This is a genomic window from Caballeronia sp. dw_276 (assembly GCF_018449635.1).
In the GTDB taxonomy this organism is placed as follows: domain Bacteria; phylum Pseudomonadota; class Gammaproteobacteria; order Burkholderiales; family Burkholderiaceae; genus Caballeronia.
The window spans coordinates 98,647-116,646 of record NZ_JAAVUV010000009.1 but is presented as its reverse complement, the minus strand read 5'-3'; the positions used below and the strand labels follow the sequence as shown (position 1 = coordinate 116,646).

The window sequence follows — 18,000 nt, the reverse complement described above, 5'->3', positions numbered from 1 at the left end:
TCGGGAAACCGGAGCCCGTTTTATTTTTTCCCGAGCCAGATTGTCAGCGCGGCCACGAGGTTGCGCGCGATCTTGAAGCACGTCAGCGGCGCCGATCCCTCGGCCTTGTTGTTCACGGCGATCACCACGGGTTGACCGGCGAGCGCGTATCGAACCGCAAGTTCGGCGAGGGCTTCGTGCGTGTCGGGGTCTTCATCGACGAGTTTGTCGAACGGTTCGTACTTCGCTTTCGCCTGCTCGTATTTGAAGCCGCCGTGCAAACTCCATCGCACGATCAGCGGGCCGAGTCCGCCTTCATCGAGTAGCGCAAGCGCCTTTGCCTGACGCCGTGGATCGGGCATGCGCGCGTGGATGCCGACGCAATAACGCACGTTTGCATCGCGCAAGACGCGGATGAAACGCGGCGTCAGCATGATCGCGTCGCGCAGTTCGACGGCATAGCAGCTTTCGCCGGGCAGCGGCGGCAACGCCTGGAGAAACGCGGACAGGCGATCGAGAAACGTGGTTGGATCAACGATCATTGCGTCCGGAAGCGGCGAAATCTGGAACACGAGCGCGCCGGCTTTATCGCCGAGACCGGCCATGCACGGTTCCACGAATTCGCTGATCGCGATGTTTGCATCCAGGAACGCGGGGTTATCGCCGGCGGGCATGCCTTTGTCGCCGCGCACGGTGGCGTCGGTGACGGAGGCGGGCGCCTTGACGATAAACCGGAAATGCGCCGGAACCTGACTGGCGTAACGCGCGTAATCGGCGATCGACAAAGGCCCGTAAAAAGACCGGTCTATCGATACACATCGCAGCAGCGGATGCGCGCCGAGCGCGTTGAGGCCATCGCGGGAAAGCTTGGCTGACGAATATTCGTCGCCATACACAATGTCGCGCCAGCCGGGAAACGACCACGTCGATGTCCCGATGTGAACCTTCGGCGGAAGCTGTTCCGCGAGCGATTGAAGCTCGGGCGAGGCGAGCGCGGGCAGAACGCCGCCGCGTGATTTCGAACGCGGAGAAAGTGTTTTTGCCGGCTTCGCTTTTGGAGCTACCGCCCCTTCCGGCTCGATAGCATCACCAAACAAATCAACGTCAACAGACCCCGCGTCCGGTTCATCACCGGTCGCGGGGTCATCAGAGGCTGCAGAATCAGGCGTTGAACTCAGAGCGATTTTTCGTAAATGTACCGGCGCGACCACGGCAGCGTTTTCGCGCTGCGCCCGGCCTTGCGGCAGACGATCTGGTAGATCGAGACATCGTCATTTTCGAACGCATATGCGCATCCCGCAAGGTACACGCGCCAGATGCGGAATTTTTCATCGTCGACGAGCGATTTCGCCTTCTCCGCATTTGCTTCGAAATTCTCAGCCCAAATGTCGAGCGTGCGCGCGTAATGGCGACGCAAGCTTTCCACATCCACCGCTTCCAGACCACCCTCCTGCAGCGCTTCGAGCGCAAGGCCGATGTGCGGCAACTCGCCGTCCGGGAACACGTATCGATCGATGAACTCGCCGCCGCCCAACGCCGTCTCGCCGCTGTTGTAGTCCGTCGATGTAATGCCGTGGTTCATTGCAATGCCGTCGTCGACCAGCAGTTCGCGCACCTTAGAAAAGTAGCCGGGCAGGTTCTTGCGCCCGACATGCTCGAACATGCCCACGCTCGTGATCCGGTCGAACTGGCCTTGTACGTCGCGATAATCCTGCAGCCGGATCTCGATCTTGTCTTCGAGCCCTGCGTCTTTAACACGCTTGGTGGCGAGATCGAACTGGTTTTGCGAGAGCGTTACGCCCACGCATTGCGCGCCGAATTTCTGCGCCGCACGCAAGACGAGCGCGCCCCAGCCGCAGCCGATGTCGAGCAGGCGCTGACCCGGTTGCAACTGGATTTTGGTCAGAATGTGATCAATTTTCTTGATCTGCGCGGTGGCGAGGTCTTCATCGCCGTTCTCGAAGTACGCGCACGAGTAGACCATGTTCTTGTCGAGCCAAAGCTCGTAGAACTCGTTCGATACATCGTAGTGGTACTGAATGGCCTTTTTGTCCGACGCCTTCGTGTGGTTGAAGTAGCGCCGCACGCGTGCAAGTTTGCTCGCGCTGGTGACCGTGTTCTTGGCCAGGCCGTAGCCAATGTTGATGATGTCGGACAGCTTGCCTTCAATGTCGATCTTGCCTTTCACATACGCTTCACCGAGATTGTCCAGACTCGGTTCGAGCAAATAAGGCAGGGCGGTTGCGCTCTTCACGTGCAACGTAACTTGCGGCGCCGCGAAACTTCCGAAGTCATGTTGCTGTCCATCCCAGAGGACCAGGCGGGCGGGCAGGTTGGCCCGGTCGCGAATGTCCTGCACCCACTGCGTCAGCTTTTTCTCCCAAAACATGCTTGTTCTCCGCGCTCAGATGAAATTGAAGCCAAACCGGGTCGCTTGCACTGCACGTTCATGCGTCACATCGTGATGCTTTTCTTCTTCGCCTTAACCGTTCGAACACGCCGCAACGAGACGCGATTCAGCGCGGGTCGCAGATGCCGGCTCACAAAGAACCGGGCGAAAGGTCAGTTACTGCCAAACGAAGCAAAAAGGCTGCGAAGGCGCTTGAAAACGCCTTCAGGCGTTAAGGCGATAGTCGGACGATGCGCCAGTTCCGGCCGTTGTCCGCTTGCTCGCGTGCATCACGTTTATAGACGACACGGTCATGCAACCGTGACGGGCGGCCCTGCCAGAATTCGATAGTGTCGGGAACGAGCCGATAGCCGCCCCAATGGGGAGGGCGCGGCGGGTTGTCACCGTATTTCGCAATCAGTTCGCGCTCGCGGGCTTCGAGCACCGCGCGGCTTTCGATCACTTCACTTTGCTCCGACGCCCACGCGCCTATTCGCGATCCAAGCGGGCGCGACGCAAAATACGCATCGCTTTCTTCCGGACTTGTTTTGACGACGGAGCCCTCGACGCGCACCTGACGCTCGAGTTCGATCCAGTAAAACAGCAGACTCGCGAACGCGTTGTTCGCGAGCTCATGACCTTTGCGGCTGAGGTAGTTCGTGAAGAATACAAACCCGTGATCGTCGACGCCCTTGATCAACACGATGCGCGCCGATGGCCGGCCGCGTTCGTCGACCGTGGCGAGCGTCATGGTATTGGGTTCGGGGAGTTGTGCGTCCTGCGCTTGCGCGAACCAGCTTTCGAATTGCCGAATGGGATTCGGATCTACGTCGGATGTGTCCAGCGATCCGACGGAATAATTCTTTCGAAGGTCAGCGAGGGTAGTCATTTTTTATGCAAGCACTTCAATCGCATTAGTATAGCCAAGGTCTGCAAATCCTGCGCTTTACGGCGAATGCCCCTTCGACCTTTATTGAGTCAGGTCATAAAGCCGTGCAACAAAATTTGACGTGACCTAAGCGATTATTTTTCATTCAGCTTTCAAAAACCGGCCGCTGATTCCCGACGTCCAATCTTCGATAAGGCAGAATACGCAATTCGGCGAATTCCTGCTCATATGCGCTTCTATCGTTGTGATAGCGCGTCAGTTCCGCCTCCTTGCTTGTGTCCCTGCTTGTGAAACGCCCATGACCGCCATTTCCGCATCTGCCGACGCTTTGAATATTACCCCCGCGACGCCCGAGTTTGAAGCGGCCGACCGCGCCCGGCGCTTTGGTGGCGTGGCGCGTTTGTACGGCCCGGCAGGGCTTGCTGCGTTCGAACGCGCGCACGTTGCGGTGATCGGAATTGGCGGCGTGGGTTCGTGGGCAGTTGAAGCGTTGGCGCGGAATGCGATCGGCCGCCTGACGCTGATCGATCTCGACAACGTCGCCGAAAGCAATACCAATCGGCAAGTGCCCGCGCTCGATGGCAACTACGGCAAGGCGAAAGTCACCGCCATGGCCGAGCGCATTCGCCTGATCAATCCCGATTGCCGCGTGGACGAAGTCGAGGATTTCGTGGAGCCTGCGAACTTCGATTCGGTACTGGGCAGCGGCTTTGATTTTGTGATCGATGCGATCGATAGCGTGCGTACGAAAACCGCGCTAATTGCATGGTGCGTCGAGCACGAGCAGCCGCTGATCACCGTTGGCGGCGCGGGCGGACAGCTCGACCCGACCCGAATTCGTATCGACGACCTGGCGCTTACGATTCAGGACCCGTTGCTTTCCAAGGTGCGCGGACAACTGCGCAAGTCGCATGGGTTTCCGCGTGGACCCAAGTCCCGGTTCAAGGTGAGCGCAGTCTATTCCGAGGAGCCGCTGATTTACCCAGATGCGCCGGCCGCCGAGAGCAGCGAGGACGCAGGTCAAGCCGAGACCGCACCCGGATATACCGGTCCCGTTGGCCTGAATTGCGCGGGGTTCGGATCGAGCGTGTGCGTGACCGCGAGTTTCGGATTCGCTGCCGTTTCTTACGTGTTGAGAGAACTTGCGAAGACGGCGCTGTAAAAACAAATGGCCGCTTTACCATTAAAGGTAAAGCGGCCATTAAAAAGATTCTGCGAGTTTCTGCAGAAGACTTTTCTCGAAACTGATTTAATCCGTCCGAGAGAATTAACGCTTCCGCATTTATCGCTCAGTTCATTGCGCTACTGAGCTTGCGGCGCCAGAACGAAACCACCTCCGGCTGATGCGCGGCCAGGCCGAACACCGAAAGCATGGTTTTCCGGCCGACGTCGTCCATGAAAGCGCGGTCACGCGTGACGATGGCGAACAGATGTTCCAACGCGCCGTTGTAGTCGCGGCCAGCAATCAGGCGATTTGCCAGCGCAAAGCGGGCTTCGAGATCGTCCGGATTCGCGGTGACCGCGTCGATCAACGCGTCGGCGGGTGGAAGGCTCGCGGCGGCATCGGCGGCGTCGAGTTCGGTTTTGAGCGCGTTGTAACGGGCATCGATTCCTTGCGTGGTTTTCGGCGACAGCAGCTTGTCTTCATCGCGTGCTTCGTCCGTACGGCCTGCCGCCAGAAGCCATTCGATCAGGTCCAGGCGGGCGTCGTCGTAACCGGGGTCGAGCGCCAGCGCCGTCTTGATATGGTCGATGGCCACATCCGTTTCGCCAGCTTCATACGCGGCTTGCGCCGCACGACGTTCGGCTTCGGCGCCATCCGGCACCAGCTTTTCGATGAACACGCGCAACTGGCCTTCCGGCAACACGCCGATGAACTGATCGACCGCATGGCCATCCGCGAACGCGATCACGTGCGGAATGCTGCGAACCTGGAAGTGCGCCGCGAGTTCCTGGTTTTCATCGACATTGACCTTCACCAGCTTCCATTTTCCCGCGCCTTCGGCTTCCAGCCGCTCGAGCATGGGTCCGAGCGTCTTGCACGGGCCGCACCACGGCGCCCAGAAATCCACGAGGACCGGCGCAAGCGTTGATGCGGCGATGACATCCTGTTCGAACGTGGCGAGTGTTGTATCCATGGTGTTCCTCATAAACGTCTTACAGAAAAGGGCACGAAGCGATTTTCGACAATTCTACGTCGAAGCTTGTGTGATTTTCTGTGGATACAAGGGGTCGCCATTCGGGACCGGGCAATCAATGCGCGTAACCGAGCGGCGTTGCCCCGTTCGGCCGATGAAGAACCCCCATCGGGTTTTTACGCCTCTGGCGCATTCGACTCGCGACGCGGGGTTGGCAACGGAATGAACTCCGTCTCGCCGGGAACGTGCCCCATGCGCTGCTCGCTCCACGCGTGCTTCGCGGCCTCGATTTTCTCTTTCGAACTCGATACGAAATTCCATTCAATAAAGCGCTTCCCGTCGAGCGGCGCTCCACCCAGCAGCATTGCGATGGCGCCATTCGTACTGCGCAGATCGGCTGAGAAGCCGTTTTTCAGCACGGCCATCTGACCGGCAGGCAGTTCGTCGCCGTCGATGGTGAGATCGCCTTCGAGCAAATACACGCCGCGTTCTTCATGCTCGGTATCGAGCGTCACGGCGCTGTCCGGCGTGAACTCGGCTGCGACATATAACGTTGGTGAGAACGTCGTGGTCGGGGCCGTTTCGCCGAACGCGCTGCCCGCGATCACCCGCAAGCGCACGCCGTTATGCTCGACGAGCGGCAGCGCGGCGGCCGGATGATGTTCGAACGAGGGCGCGACCTCTTCGTCCGCAACCGGCAAGCCGATCCACGTCTGGATGCCGTGCATGGTCTGGCCGGCGGCGCGTTCCTCGTCGGGCGTGCGTTCCGAATGCACGATACCGCGCCCCGCCGTCATCCAGTTCACGTCGCCCGGCGAGATCTTCTGCAAGGAGCCCAGGCTGTCGCGGTGCATGATTGCGCCCTCGAACAGATACGTCACCGTCGCGAGGCCGATATGCGGATGCGGCCGCACGTCGAGCCCCACGCCGGGCACGAGCGTTGCGGGTCCGATGTGGTCGAAGAAGATGAACGGTCCGACAGTGCGGACAGCCAGGGCGGGCAACACGCGCCTAACCGTAAGGTTGCCGACATCGTGCTGATGTGGCTTGAGAAACGCTTCGATTGTGGAGGACATGTAAACGCTCGGTTGCGTGCTCGGAACTGCAATTCTACTGGGCGTCGACTTGAAGCATGCAAGCGTTATCCGGGCGATAGGCCAAGAGGTCTATGGTTCGTGGCCTTGCCGATCGTTACCGCAATCCCTGAAAAACCGCAGTACTTGAAAGTCTCTTTTGCATAGACAGGAGTTTTAATAATGACCAAAAATACGCTTTTGATCGCCCTTACGGCTGGACTTCTTGCTACCGGCAGCGCTTTCGCGCAAACATCGAGTGACAACTCGACGGCCGGCGACTCCATGGCAGCGCCCATGGATGGCGCGTCCGCCCCGATGAAAAAACACCGCATGCAACGTCACGGCACCAATAAGTCGTCGAATGGTTTGTCGGCTAACAAGAGCAAGACGCCGGCAGTGGAAACGGGGGCAAGCGCCGCCGTGGAAAACGGTCAGGGCAAGTAAGTCTGGCCTCTGGAAGTTTGCAAAAAGCGCTTGTGCCGGGTCCGGCGCAAGCGCTTTTTCTTTGTCCAAAACGGTGCACTTAACCCTGTCCGAATGGGCTATGTCGTGAGTTTGTACAAGGCATTTGCAAAATCGTCCGCTAAAGTGTCGATTCGCGTTCGATTTGATTGATCGGGCGAGCATCGAATACAACTAACGGAGATGGCTGTGTCGCCAAGGGATTTGTTGTCTGCGCTGATTGTGATTCTTGCCTGGGGCGTGAATTTCGTCGTAATCAAGGTCGGGTTGCACGGCGTCCCGCCCATGCTGCTTGGCGTGTTGCGTTTCTCACTGGTGGCATTCCCCGCGGTGCTTTTCGTCAAGCGCCCGGCCGTTCCGTTCAAATGGGTGTTCGCGTACGGCGCGACCATATCGCTCGGCCAGTTCGTGCTGCTTTTCTATGCAATGTCCGTAGGCATGCCGGCGGGTCTCGCGTCGCTGGTATTGCAGGCACAGGCCTTCTTCACGCTGATCTTCGCGGCCATGATTCTGGGCGAGCAAATTCGCGGGCCGAACATCGTGGGCTTGCTTATCGCCGCGTGCGGGCTCGCCGTGATCGGCGTGCAAGCTGGTCATGCCATGACCGTCGCGGGCTTCGTGCTGACACTGGCGGCATCGGCAATGTGGGGGATGGGAAACGTGATCACCAAGCGCATGGGCAAGGTCGATCTGCTGTCGCTCGTGGTGTGGGCGAGCCTCGTGCCGCCGCTGCCGTTCCTGGCCTTGTCGCTGATGATGGAAGGGCCCGCGCGTATTGAATCGAGTCTGGCGGCCATTTCAATGACGTCGATTCTCGCGATCGTGTATCTGGCGTTTATCGCGACAATGCTCGGCTACACGCTGTGGGGCAAGCTGCTGGGGAAATATCCGGCGAGCCAGGTGGCGCCGTTCTCGCTGCTCGTGCCCATTGTGGGACTAGCATCCGCCGCGTTGCTGCTCGATGAAGGGCTGAGTCTGATGCAGCTGCTCGGCGCGGTGTTGGTGATGGCCGGACTGTTTGTCAACGTGTTCGGCGGATGGCTGATGCAGCGATTGATGCCGGCGCGCTGAAGACGCCGGCATCCTCGATCAGGTCATGCGGCTCTTGGCCAGCGGTGGATTCGCCGCGAAGTACCGCTTGATGCCTTTCATGATCGCGTTCGCCATCTTGTCGCGATACGCGTCGTCGTTCAGGCGCTGTTCCTCTTCCGGGTTACTGATGAACGCGGTTTCTACAAGAATGGATGGAATGTCCGGCGCCTTCAGCACGGCAAATCCGGCTTGCTCGACTGAGCCCTTGTGCAGCTTGTTGATATCGCCAATCTCGTTGAGCACGAAATTGCCGTAGCGCATGGAATCGCGGATCTGCGCGGTCGTGGACATATCGAAGAGTGCGCGGTTGACGCTCGCGTCCTGCGTCTTCACGTTGATGCCGCCAATGGAGTCCGACGCGTTCTCCTTGTTCGCCATCCAGCGGGCTGCGGCGCTCGATGCGCCGTGATCCGACAGCGCAAACACGGATGAACCGCGCGCAGAAGGCGTGGTGAACGCATCGGCGTGAATCGATACGAACAGGTCAGCGCCCACACGGCGCGCCTTCTGCACACGGACGTTGAGCGGCACGAAGAAGTCGTTGTCGCGCGTCATCATGGCGCGCATGTTCGGCTGGGCATCGATTTTTGCGCGCAGCTTCTTGGCGATATCAAGCGCAATGTGCTTCTCGTATGTGCCGCCGCCGCCGATCGCGCCTGGATCTTCGCCGCCATGACCCGGGTCGATGGCCACCGTGAGCAGTCGCGTCGTGCCGGCTTTGCCGCTTTTCGGATTGGCAAAGCCGTAGTCGTCGGTGGTGTCGCTGTCGGACGAGTCGTCTTTTGCGATGGCCGTGGGCGGCGCGGGCTTGATCGTCGGGCGGGGCTTAGGCAGGGGCACAGCAGGCGCGACCGGGGCCGCCGAAGGCGCGCGCGGCAGATCGTTGGCCTGCGCATACTTCTGGAAAAACTCGTCGGTGTTGTCCGGCGCGTTCGACTTTGGAGCGGTTGCCGGGCCGCTCAGCGTGGCGGGCGGCTGGGTCGGATTCGGGTTGCTTTGATCGATAGCCTGCTGCTTGTGCTCGGACTGCGCGAGCAGATCCATCAATGGATCGGGCGCGACCGCCGGATACAAGTCGAAGACCAGCCGGTACTTGTAGCTGCCGATGGGCGTCAGCGTGAACACCTGCGGTTTCACCGCGCCCTTCAGGTCGAACACCATACGCACCACGTGCGGCTGGTATTGCCCGATTCGCACCGACTGGATCTGCGGATCGTTCGGCGTGATTTTCGAGACGAGATCCTTCAGTTCCTGATCGAGATCCAGTCCGTTCAGGTCGACCACGAGCCGGTCCGGACCCTGCAGCAGTTGCTGGTTATTTTGCAGCGGTTGATCCGACTCGATCGTCACGCGCGTGTAATCGCGCGCGGGCCACACGCGCACGCCGAGCACCGAACTCGCATAGGCGAGCCTCGGTCCGAGCAACGCAAGCGCAATAGTCGATGCCCCCGCGCGCAGCACCTGGCGCCGGCGCCAGTTATGCGAAGCGGTGGCGGTCGATTCGATCGAATGAAACGGTTTGATCAACAACTTTCGAGACATGACTTTCCTGTTTCGCTAAACGCGCGTGCGATCAGCACACGGCCTTCGCCTTCCTGTTCCAGCTTGAATTCGAGATCCGGCACACCCAGCAATCCGCCGGCGCGTTGCGGCCATTCGATCAGGCAGACCGCGCCTGAATCGAAGTACTCGCGAAAGCCGGCATCGATCCATTCGGCTGGATCGGTAAAGCGATAAAGATCGAAGTGATAAAGCTCGAGCGCGCCCTTTTGCGTGGCAAGCGAATACGGTTCGACCAGCGTGTAAGTGGGACTGCGCACGCGGCCCGCGTGACCCAGCGCGCGCAGCGTCGCGCGCACGAGCGTGGTCTTGCCCGCGCCCAGGTCGCCGATCAACTGGACCTGCAAACCGGGAAAACGTTCGCCGGTTGCGTGGCGGACCTTGAGAATCGCCTGCGCGAACTGTCCTCCGAACGCGAGCGTTGCGTCCTCGCCGGGCAGGTCGAAGCGGCGTTCGAGGAGCGCGGTGGGAGGATTTGCAATCGATCGAGTGAGGCTGTCGGGCATTCTCGTAAAATGTCGTGATGAACCGTTTGCCGGAACACCCTGTGGAACACGAGCGCGCGTCGGACGACGCCGCCGGGAACCCGCGCCACTTCAGGATTGATGACGAAGCCGGGCTGGCTGAACTCGCGCTGCGCATCAAGGCGTGGGGGCGCGAGCTGGGGTTCGGTGCGGTCGGCGTCAGCGACGCTGACTTGACGGATGCCGAAGCAGGCCTCGCGTTGTGGCTCGAAGCAGGCTATCACGGCGAGATGGATTATATGGCCAAACATGCGATGAAACGCGCAAGGCCGGCCGAGCTTGTGGCCGGTACGCGACGTGTTATTACAGTTCGGATGGCCTATCTGCCGGCATCGACACTCAATGGCAAGGCGCAAGAAAGTACCTCGACAGCCGATGCCGAACCGATCGACTGGCGTGCAGCCGAATGGGCGCGCATCGACGATCCCGCTGCGGCGGTCGTGTCCGTTTATGCGCGCGGCCGCGATTATCACAAGGTCATGCGCAGCCGATTGCAGCATCTGGCGGATCGTATCCAGGCGGAGATCGGGCCGTTCGGATATCGCGTGTTCACGGATTCCGCACCAGTTCTGGAGGTCGAGCTGGCGCAGAAAGCAGGCAACGGGTGGCGGGGCAAACACACATTGTTGCTGCAGCGTGACGCGGGGTCGCTGTTTTTTATCGGCGAGATTCTGGTCGATATTGCGCTTCCCGCCGACGCCGAGACGAACCCCGAGCACGCGCCCGAGCACGACGGTTCGCATTGCGGAAGCTGCACGAAGTGCATCAATGTGTGCCCGACGCAGGCGATCATCGGACCGTACAGGCTCGATGCACGGCGCTGCATTTCGTATCTGACCATCGAATTGAAGGGCAGTATTCCGGAAGAGATGCGGCCGCTGATCGGCAATCGGGTTTATGGTTGCGACGATTGCCAGCTCGTGTGTCCGTGGAACAAGTTCGCGCAGGCGGCGCCCGTCGCGGATTTCGATGTCCGGCATGGGCTCGATCGTGCATCGCTCGTGGCGCTGTTCGGCTGGAACGCAACCGAATTCGACGACCGCATGCAAGGCAGTGCGATTCGTCGTATTGGACATGAACGATGGCTGCGCAATATTGCAGTGGCGATGGGCAACGCGTTACGCTCGACATCGCTCGATGCAACTTCGCGTTTGGAAATAAGGAACGCGTTGAACGCTCGCGCTGACGATGCATCGGAACTGGTCCGCGAACACGTGGAATGGGCACTTCGGCAGGCAGCATGATCCAACGTTTAAAGGGTGCATCAATGGACGTGACAGAGTTGGAACGTGCGTCGGAAATGGTGTCGAGCAGCGCATCGATCGATCTTTTCTGCGACGCGTTGTGGCTCGAACACGGTCTCGCGAAGAACTCGCTGGAAGCGTACCGGCGCGATTTGCGGTTGTTTGCGGAGTGGTTGTCGAAGACGCGCGGCGGGGATATCGATACCGCCACCGAAGCCGACATGAACGGTTACCTCGCCGCACGCCGCGCCGACAAGGCGACCTCCGCTAACCGCCGCTTGTCCGTATTCCGCCGATACTACGCCTGGGCATTGCGCGAACATCGCGCGCTGTCCGATCCCACCTTGAAGCTGCGCTCGGCCAAACAGGCGCCGCGCTTTCCCAAGACGCTGAACGAAGCGCAAGTCGAAGCCTTGCTCAACGCGCCAGATGTGGAAACCGCGCTCGGACTGCGCGATCGTACGATGCTCGAACTGATGTACGCGAGCGGTTTGCGCGTGACCGAACTGGTGACGTTGAAGACCGTCGAGGTCGGGCTGAACGAGGGCGTGGTGCGCGTGATGGGCAAGGGTTCGAAGGAACGCCTGATCCCGTTCGGCGCGGTGGCGCACGACTGGATCGAACGATATCTGCGTGAATCGCGTCCGGCGCTGCTCGGCGCCCGCGCCGCCGATGCGCTGTTCGTGACCACACGCGGCGAAGGAATGACGCGCCAGCAGTTCTGGAACATCATCAAGCGCCACGCCCTTACCGGCGACGTTCGCGCGCCGCTTTCGCCCCACACCTTGCGGCACGCGTTCGCCACGCATTTGTTGAATCACGGCGCGGACTTGCGCGTGGTGCAGTTGCTGCTTGGCCATACGGATATCTCGACTACGCAGATCTACACGCACGTGGCGCGCGAACGCTTGAGGACGCTGCACAAGGAGCATCATCCGCGGGGTTGAAGCTTTCTGAAAAACTAAAGCTCATGCCTGAGCTTGTGCTTCAACACCTTTCCCGTCGATGCCGCCGGCAGCGCCGCCAGCACGCGGATTTCCGCTGGACGCTTGTACGGCGCAAGCCGCGCGGCACACCACTCGACGATGTCATCTGGCAGCGCATGCACCGACGGCAGCAGTTCAACAAACGCGATCACTTCCTCGTTCCCTTCGACCGTCCGCCCGATCACCGCGGATTGCAGCACGCCAGGATGCGCGTTCAGCACGTTCTCGACTTCCGCTGGGTACACGTTGAAGCCCGATCGAATGATCAGCTCCTTGCTGCGCCCCGCAATAACCAGCGCGCCATCCGGTTCCAGTCGCGCAAGATCGCCGGTTCGAAGCCATCCGTCTTTGGTGACGGTCGTACGTGTTTGAGCATCGTTGCGGTAATAGCCGAGCATCACGTTCGGGCCCCGCACCCACAACTCGCCGACTTCGCCTGTGGAGACATCGACGCCGTCCATCCCGACGAAACGCAATTCGATGCCCGGAATCGGATGTCCGGCCGCGCAATCTTCGCGCGGGGCATCGAGCATGGTCTGCGCGATGGTCGGGCTGCTTTCCGTCATGCCGTAGCCGTTGTGCAGCGGCACCTTGTAGAGCGCTTCGACGCGGGCTTTCAACGCGGGATCGAGCGGCGAGCCGCCCGAATAGGCAAAGCGCAACGCGGGCGCGTGCCAAGGTGTGTTGCCGGTCTGCACATGCTCGACGAGCTTTGCGTGCATGGCCGGCACGCCCTGGAAGATCGAGATGTTTTCTTTGGCCAGCGCGTGGCGGACGGCATCTGGCGCGAAGCGAGGCGCGAGCCTCAGCGTGGCACCCGCGTACAAGCTGCCAAGGCAAACCGAGGCCAGCCCGTACACGTGCGTAATCGGCAAGACGGCATACACCACGTCGTCAGGCGTCACGCGCCGCAAAGTGCTGGAAATCGCCGCGATAAACAACAAATTGCGATGCGACAGCATCACCCCTTTTGGCGCACCGGTCGTGCCCGTGGTGTAGATCAGCGCGGCGCATTGACGGGCGGGATCGACGTGAACGGCTTCGGGCGTGACTGAATTGTCGACGACGAAATGCCATGCATCGGCGCCTAACCCCGCGTTCAATCGCTCTGCGTGATTTGCAGCGTCCTTCGACGCCTCCACTGTGAAAGCAACCATACGCGGTTTTGCGTGATCGCGAATGGCATCGACTTCGCTCGCCGAAAGACGTGCATTCGTGAGCAAACACCATGCATCGAGCTTCGCGGCCGCGAACATCAGCACGACCTGCGCGATGCAATTCTCACTCACGATCATCACGCGATCACCGCCTTTCACGCCGAGTTCGGCAAGCCGGCGAGCGGTTTTATCAACGGCTTGCAGCAACTGCACCGCGCTCAAACGTAGACCGTCTTCGATCAGCACTACATGTTGCGGATTAAGCGCGGCGAGACGCTCGGGGATATCCGATATGCGCTGTGGCAGCGCGCGAAGCAATGCATCGACATCAATCTCCATCTCAAATCTCCGTGCCGCGCATCAAACCGCGCGCGATGATTACTTGCTGAATCTGCGACGTGCCTTCGTAGAGCCGGAACAATCTCACATCGCGATAGAACCGCTCGATTCCGTACTCCGATATATATCCCGCGCCGCCATGGATCTGCACCGCGCGATCCGCGACGCGGCCGCACATTTCGGTCGCAAAGTACTTGGCGCACGATGCTTCCACCGATACATCGCGGCCGTCGTCGCGGCGTCGGGCGGCGTCGAGCACCATGCATTCGGCCGCGTAGATCTCGGTCTTGCTGTCGGCGAGCATGCCTTGCACAAGCTGAAACTCGACGATCGGCTGGCCAAACTGTTTGCGTTCGGTCGCGTAGGCGAGGGCGTCGCGCAGCATCCGTTTCGCCGCGCCGATAGCCACGGCGGCGATGTGCAGGCGGCCTTTGTCGAGCACTTTCATGGCCGTCTTGAAGCCGACGCCTTCAACGCCGCCGATCAATTGCCCGGCCGGAATATGGCAGTTTTCGAAGATCACGTCGCACGTATGCGCGCCGCGCTGCCCCATTTTTTTGTCGGGCTTTCCAAGCGACAAACCCGGCGATTCCCGCTCCACAATAAACGCTGAAATTCCGCTAGCGCCTTTTGCATCGCTCGTACGCGCCATTACCGTATAGATGCCGGCCTCCGGCGCATTCGTGATGTAGCGCTTCGTGCCGTTCAGCACGTAATGCTCGCCGTCCTTTTTCGCGGTGGTTTTCAGCGATGCCGCGTCCGATCCCGAATCCGGCTCGGTCAGGCAAAACGAGCCGATCAGATCGCCCGCAGCCAGCTTCGGCAAATAGCGCTGCTTTTGCTCCTCGCTACCATCGAGCAAGATGCCGATGGAACCAATCCCGTTGTTTGTCCCGATCACCGACCTGAACGCCGGCGACGTCTGGCCGAGTTCGAACGCCACGCGCACTTCCTCCTCCATGGTGAGGCCGAGGCCGCCGTACGCTTCGGGAATCGTCAATCCAAACAGGCCGATTTCGCGCATGGCCGCGAGGACATCGGCGGGAATCTGGTCGGTTTCATCGACTTCCGCTTCGCGCGGCACGAGCGTCTCGCGCACAAAACGGCGAATGGCGTCTTCAAGCAACGTCTGAGTTTCTGAATCGCGAATCACGTTTTACGTCTCCAGGTGATGCAGGTCTGACCAAGATTTTCGAACGATCGTGCCACACTAAATCGGCTCGCACAATTGGCCGTTCGGCCGATGGTGGCCGTGCTTTTGCGCCGCTACAATGCCGTCATGTCCAAGGTAAAACACATTTCCGAAACGCCGGCGACGCAGTTCTTGCGCCGGCATAAAGTCGAATTCGGCGAGCATCCTTATGAATATGTCGAGCATGGCGGCACTGAGGAATCCGCGCGCCATCTTGGTGTGGACGAGCATTCGGTCGTCAAGACGCTGGTCATGGAAGACGAGCACGCGAAGCCGCTGATCGTGCTCATGCATGGCGACAAAACCGTATCCACCAAGAATCTCGCGCGGCAGATTGGCGCGAAGCGCGTCGAGCCGTGCAAGCCCGAAGTCGCGAACCGCCATTCGGGTTTTCTGATCGGTGGCACGTCGCCTTTTGGTACGCGAAAGGCTATGCCCGTGTACGCAGAATCCAGCATTTTCGAACTCGGCACAATTTATCTGAACGGCGGGAGGCGCGGGTATCTGGTGAGTATCAAGCCGCAGGTCCTGACCGAGTTGCTGCAGGCCACGCCCGTGAATTGCGCGAGCGTCGATTAGAATGCGCGTCTTGAAATCCCGCTCTCCGTTTCCGAAGACAAGAAGAAATCAATGAACAATGTGATTGTCGCTGTGGTGGCTTATTTGATCGGGTCGATCTCGTTTGCGGTCGTGGTGAGTTCTGCCATGGGTCTCGCCGATCCGCGTTCCTACGGCTCCGGCAATCCGGGCGCCACGAACGTGCTGCGCACAGGCAACAAGCTGGCCGCGGTCCTGACACTGCTTGGTGACGCCTTCAAGGGCTGGTTCGCTGTATGGATCGTGGTGCACTTCGGGGCGCGTTTTGGACTGGATTCAACAGCCATTGCGCTTGCGGCCATCGCTGTATTTCTCGGGCACCTGTACCCGATATTCTTCAAGTTCCAGGGCGGGAAGGGTGTCGCAACGGCCGCCGGCGTGTTGCTCGCAATTCATCCGGTGCTTGGGCTGGCCACGTTGCTGACGTGGGTGATCATCGCGTTCTTCTTCCGGTATTCGTCGCTGGCTGCGCTGGTATCGGCGGTATTCGCGCCGTTCTTCGATGTGTTCCTGTTCGGCCCGAGCCGCATCTCGCTGGCCGTTGCCGCGATGAGTGCGCTTTTGATCTGGCGGCATCGCGGGAATATCAAGAAGTTGCTCGACGGGAAGGAAAGCCGCATCGGGCAGAAAAAAGCGGCGGTGCAAACGCCTCAATAAAGCGTGCGCAAACGAGAAAGCCGCCTGAAAGGCGGCTTTGCTTTACCAACAGGTTGAGCTTTCCGAACATCAGTCCCGGAAGTTGTTGAAGTCCAATGGCGCGTCCGTCACGTCCTTCTTCAGCATGGCGATTGCGCTCTGAAGGTCATCGCGCTTCGTGCCATTGATGCGCACGGCGTCGCCCTGAATACTCGCCTGGACCTTGATCTTGCTGTCCTTGACCATCTTGACGATCTTCTTCGCCAGATCGCCGGTCACGCCTTTTTTGACCTCGACCACTTGCTTCAGCTTGTCGCCACCGATCTTCTCGATCTTGCCGTAATCCAGGAATCGCACGTCCACGTTGCGCTTTGCCAGCTTCGACAACATCACGTCCTTGACCTGGCCGAGCTTGAAATCGTCATCGGCAAAAAGAGTCAGGTCGCGTTCCTTTTGCTCGATGCGCGAGTCAGAGCCCTTGAAGTCGAAGCGCGTGGAAATCTCCTTGTTCGACTGCTCGATGGCGTTTTTCACCTCGATCATGTTTGCTTCGCTGACGACGTCAAACGATGGCATTTGCATTCCCCTTCGTTGAGGCGAGGCGCCAGACTGCCTGCACGCACTCGCTATAATCACTAACCAACGTCATTCTACCGATGCCGTCCCGGTTTGCCCAAGACCACTCATAGTGTTGCCTCAATGCCCGAGTACGAACTCCTCTCCGACTACCCGCTACTCGCGCACAACACGTTCGGTTTCGATGTCCGCGCCAAACACGCCGTCCGCCTGACGGAAGAAGCCCAGATCGCGGCGCTGGCTCAGGACGAACGTCTCAAAGGCCAGGCGCGGCTGGTGCTCGGCGGCGGCAGCAATGTCGTGCTGACAAAGGATTTCGATGGCGTGGCGTTGCTGATGGACTTGCGCGATCGCCGAATAATCGACGAAGACGACGAAGCCGTCTACATCGAAGCCGGCGCGGGAGAAAACTGGCACGAATTCGTTGCGTGGACCTTGTCGCAAAGCTTTCCCGGACTCGAAAACCTCGCACTGATTCCCGGCACGGTAGGCGCGGCGCCGATTCAGAACATCGGCGCGTATGGCCTTGAAATGGGCGAGCGCTTCGAGCGCTTGCGGGCCATCGAGTTATTGACGGGAGAAACGCGCGAATTCGATCGCGAAGCGTGCGCGTTCGGTTATCGCGACAGCTTTTTCAAGCGCGAAGGGCGCGGGCGTTTTGTGATCGTGTCGGTGACGTTTCGTCTGCCGAAAAAGTGGACGCCACGCGCGGACTACGCGGACATCGCGCGCGTGCTGGAAAGCGGTGCGGCGGACAATTCCCAGGCAATCTTCGACGCAGTCGTCGCCGTCCGGCAGGCAAAGTTGCCCGACTGGCGCGTGCTTGGGAACGCCGGAAGCTTCTTCAAGAATCCGGTTATCAGCGCGGCCGCGTTCGATGCGTTGAAGGCGCAGGAACCGGAAGTTGTGTCGTACAAGCAACCGGACGGGCAGTTCAAGCTCGCGGCTGGCTGGCTGATCGACCGATGCGGCTGGAAAGGCCGCTCAATTGGCGGGGCTGCCGTGCACGACCGGCAGGCATTGGTGCTGGTGAATCGCGGCGGCGCGTCGGGCGCGCAAATCCTCGAACTCGCCGACGCCATCAAACGTGACGTCCACGCGCGCTTCGGCGTGGATCTGGAAGCGGAGCCGGTCTGCCTTTAAAACGCAGCGCTAAAGGCCTAA

General features: G+C 60.0%; 18 protein-coding genes. 8 read left to right on the top strand and 10 right to left on the bottom strand.

From position 1 onward, the window contains the following. Positions 1 to 20: 20 nt before the first annotated feature. The 3 genes from HB633_RS19800 to pdxH all read right to left on the bottom strand — a co-directional run bounded on the left by HB633_RS19800 (position 21) and on the right by pdxH (position 3,257). The gene (locus HB633_RS19800; protein WP_255581039.1) at positions 21 to 1,157 is read right to left on the bottom strand and encodes a DUF72 domain-containing protein; all 1,137 of its coding nucleotides are present in this window, start codon (positions 1,155 to 1,157) and stop codon (positions 21 to 23) included. Continuing rightward, entirely contained in the window at positions 1,154 to 2,368 is a 1,215-nt protein-coding gene (locus HB633_RS19795; RefSeq protein WP_213779886.1) for a cyclopropane-fatty-acyl-phospholipid synthase family protein, read from the bottom strand. Before HB633_RS19795 ends, HB633_RS19800 begins: the two co-directional genes overlap by 4 nt. 232 nt (positions 2,369 to 2,600) lie before the next feature. After that, the gene (gene pdxH, locus HB633_RS19790; protein ID WP_213779885.1) at positions 2,601 to 3,257 is read right to left on the bottom strand and encodes a pyridoxamine 5'-phosphate oxidase; all 657 of its coding nucleotides are present in this window, start codon (positions 3,255 to 3,257) and stop codon (positions 2,601 to 2,603) included. Between the two features lie 298 nt (positions 3,258 to 3,555). Here pdxH and HB633_RS19785 point away from each other — a divergent pair, with 298 nt between their 5' ends. Further along, entirely contained in the window at positions 3,556 to 4,419 is an 864-nt protein-coding gene (locus tag HB633_RS19785; protein WP_213779884.1) for a tRNA threonylcarbamoyladenosine dehydratase, read from the top strand. 127 nt (positions 4,420 to 4,546) lie between these two features. Here the strand turns inward: HB633_RS19785 and trxA are convergent, their stop codons facing one another. Further along, positions 4,547 to 5,395 carry a thioredoxin gene (gene trxA / locus HB633_RS19780; protein WP_213779883.1) on the bottom strand — a complete coding sequence of 283 codons (849 nt, stop codon included), beginning with the start codon at positions 5,393 to 5,395 and terminating at the stop codon, positions 4,547 to 4,549. 176 nt (positions 5,396 to 5,571) lie between these two features. Further along, the gene (locus HB633_RS19775) at positions 5,572 to 6,471 is read right to left on the bottom strand and encodes a pirin family protein (RefSeq protein WP_213779882.1); all 900 of its coding nucleotides are present in this window, start codon (positions 6,469 to 6,471) and stop codon (positions 5,572 to 5,574) included. A 180-nt stretch (positions 6,472 to 6,651) separates the two neighbouring features. On the opposite strand from HB633_RS19775, the gene HB633_RS19770 reads away from it, so the two are divergent. Both HB633_RS19770 and HB633_RS19765 read left to right on the top strand, forming a co-directional pair. Continuing rightward, the gene (locus HB633_RS19770) at positions 6,652 to 6,915 is read left to right on the top strand and encodes a hypothetical protein (protein WP_213779881.1); all 264 of its coding nucleotides are present in this window, start codon (positions 6,652 to 6,654) and stop codon (positions 6,913 to 6,915) included. A 207-nt stretch (positions 6,916 to 7,122) separates the two neighbouring features. Further along, positions 7,123 to 8,004: an EamA family transporter gene (locus tag HB633_RS19765; protein ID WP_213779880.1), complete on the top strand. Its 882-nt coding sequence runs from the start codon at positions 7,123 to 7,125 to the stop codon at positions 8,002 to 8,004. Positions 8,005 to 8,022: 18 nt separating this feature from the next. Here HB633_RS19765 and HB633_RS19760 read toward each other — a convergent pair whose 3' ends face one another. Together HB633_RS19760 and tsaE are read right to left on the bottom strand one after the other, a co-directional pair. Next, positions 8,023 to 9,567 (bottom strand): N-acetylmuramoyl-L-alanine amidase, encoded by a 1,545-nt coding sequence (locus HB633_RS19760; protein ID WP_213779879.1) that lies wholly within the window; start codon positions 9,565 to 9,567, stop codon positions 8,023 to 8,025. Next, a complete protein-coding gene (gene tsaE / locus HB633_RS19755) occupies positions 9,549 to 10,091 on the bottom strand; it encodes a tRNA (adenosine(37)-N6)-threonylcarbamoyltransferase complex ATPase subunit type 1 TsaE (RefSeq protein WP_213779878.1) in 543 nt (180 codons plus the stop codon). The genes HB633_RS19760 and tsaE overlap by 19 nt, the downstream gene beginning before the upstream one ends. Before the next feature lie 17 nt (positions 10,092 to 10,108). On the opposite strand from tsaE, the gene queG reads away from it, so the two are divergent. Together queG and xerD are read left to right on the top strand one after the other, a co-directional pair. Next, positions 10,109 to 11,353: a tRNA epoxyqueuosine(34) reductase QueG gene (gene queG / locus HB633_RS19750; RefSeq protein WP_213779877.1), complete on the top strand. Its 1,245-nt coding sequence runs from the start codon at positions 10,109 to 10,111 to the stop codon at positions 11,351 to 11,353. 23 nt (positions 11,354 to 11,376) lie between these two features. Next, positions 11,377 to 12,300 (top strand): site-specific tyrosine recombinase XerD, encoded by a 924-nt coding sequence (gene xerD / locus HB633_RS19745; RefSeq protein ID WP_213779876.1) that lies wholly within the window; start codon positions 11,377 to 11,379, stop codon positions 12,298 to 12,300. 14 nt (positions 12,301 to 12,314) lie between these two features. Here xerD and HB633_RS19740 read toward each other — a convergent pair whose 3' ends face one another. Together HB633_RS19740 and HB633_RS19735 are read right to left on the bottom strand one after the other, a co-directional pair. Further along, positions 12,315 to 13,835, bottom strand: coding sequence for an AMP-binding protein (locus HB633_RS19740; RefSeq protein WP_213779875.1), 1,521 nt, complete (start codon positions 13,833 to 13,835; stop codon positions 12,315 to 12,317). 1 nt (position 13,836) lies between these two features. After that, positions 13,837 to 14,988 (bottom strand): acyl-CoA dehydrogenase family protein, encoded by a 1,152-nt coding sequence (locus HB633_RS19735; RefSeq protein WP_213779874.1) that lies wholly within the window; start codon positions 14,986 to 14,988, stop codon positions 13,837 to 13,839. 126 nt (positions 14,989 to 15,114) lie between these two features. Between HB633_RS19735 and HB633_RS19730 the strand changes: the two genes are divergently transcribed. Both HB633_RS19730 and plsY read left to right on the top strand, forming a co-directional pair. After that, on the top strand, positions 15,115 to 15,606 hold the full coding sequence (locus tag HB633_RS19730) for an aminoacyl-tRNA deacylase (protein WP_213779873.1): 492 nt from the start codon (positions 15,115 to 15,117) through the stop codon (positions 15,604 to 15,606). A gap of 51 nt (positions 15,607 to 15,657) precedes the next feature. Then, positions 15,658 to 16,281 carry a glycerol-3-phosphate 1-O-acyltransferase PlsY gene (plsY, locus tag HB633_RS19725; protein ID WP_213779872.1) on the top strand — a complete coding sequence of 208 codons (624 nt, stop codon included), beginning with the start codon at positions 15,658 to 15,660 and terminating at the stop codon, positions 16,279 to 16,281. 69 nt (positions 16,282 to 16,350) lie between these two features. Here the strand turns inward: plsY and HB633_RS19720 are convergent, their stop codons facing one another. After that, positions 16,351 to 16,836: a YajQ family cyclic di-GMP-binding protein gene (locus HB633_RS19720; protein WP_213779871.1), complete on the bottom strand. Its 486-nt coding sequence runs from the start codon at positions 16,834 to 16,836 to the stop codon at positions 16,351 to 16,353. Between the two features lie 123 nt (positions 16,837 to 16,959). On the opposite strand from HB633_RS19720, the gene murB reads away from it, so the two are divergent. After that, the gene (murB, locus tag HB633_RS19715) at positions 16,960 to 17,979 is read left to right on the top strand and encodes a UDP-N-acetylmuramate dehydrogenase (RefSeq protein ID WP_213779870.1); all 1,020 of its coding nucleotides are present in this window, start codon (positions 16,960 to 16,962) and stop codon (positions 17,977 to 17,979) included. Positions 17,980 to 18,000 lie beyond the last annotated feature (21 nt).

What these genes read in the sequence shown, in the direction of transcription:
- HB633_RS19770 (WP_213779881.1), top strand. Translation starts at nt 6,652, where the DNA reads ATGACCAAAAATACGCTTTTGATCGCCCTTACGGCTGGACTTCTTGCT.
- xerD (WP_213779876.1), top strand. Translation starts at nt 11,377, where the DNA reads ATGGACGTGACAGAGTTGGAACGTGCGTCGGAAATGGTGTCGAGCAGC.
- HB633_RS19730 (WP_213779873.1), top strand. Translation starts at nt 15,115, where the DNA reads ATGTCCAAGGTAAAACACATTTCCGAAACGCCGGCGACGCAGTTCTTG.
- plsY (WP_213779872.1), top strand. Translation starts at nt 15,658, where the DNA reads ATGAACAATGTGATTGTCGCTGTGGTGGCTTATTTGATCGGGTCGATC.
- HB633_RS19740 (WP_213779875.1), bottom strand. Translation starts at nt 13,835, where the DNA reads ATGGAGATTGATGTCGATGCATTGCTTCGCGCGCTGCCACAGCGCATA.
- HB633_RS19720 (WP_213779871.1), bottom strand. Translation starts at nt 16,836, where the DNA reads ATGCCATCGTTTGACGTCGTCAGCGAAGCAAACATGATCGAGGTGAAA.
- pdxH (WP_213779885.1), bottom strand. Translation starts at nt 3,257, where the DNA reads ATGACTACCCTCGCTGACCTTCGAAAGAATTATTCCGTCGGATCGCTG.
- murB (WP_213779870.1), top strand. Translation starts at nt 16,960, where the DNA reads ATGCCCGAGTACGAACTCCTCTCCGACTACCCGCTACTCGCGCACAAC.
- HB633_RS19785 (WP_213779884.1), top strand. Translation starts at nt 3,556, where the DNA reads ATGACCGCCATTTCCGCATCTGCCGACGCTTTGAATATTACCCCCGCG.
- tsaE (WP_213779878.1), bottom strand. Translation starts at nt 10,091, where the DNA reads ATGCCCGACAGCCTCACTCGATCGATTGCAAATCCTCCCACCGCGCTC.
- HB633_RS19775 (WP_213779882.1), bottom strand. Translation starts at nt 6,471, where the DNA reads ATGTCCTCCACAATCGAAGCGTTTCTCAAGCCACATCAGCACGATGTC.
- HB633_RS19795 (WP_213779886.1), bottom strand. Translation starts at nt 2,368, where the DNA reads ATGTTTTGGGAGAAAAAGCTGACGCAGTGGGTGCAGGACATTCGCGAC.
- trxA (WP_213779883.1), bottom strand. Translation starts at nt 5,395, where the DNA reads ATGGATACAACACTCGCCACGTTCGAACAGGATGTCATCGCCGCATCA.
- HB633_RS19760 (WP_213779879.1), bottom strand. Translation starts at nt 9,567, where the DNA reads ATGTCTCGAAAGTTGTTGATCAAACCGTTTCATTCGATCGAATCGACC.
- queG (WP_213779877.1), top strand. Translation starts at nt 10,109, where the DNA reads ATGAACCGTTTGCCGGAACACCCTGTGGAACACGAGCGCGCGTCGGAC.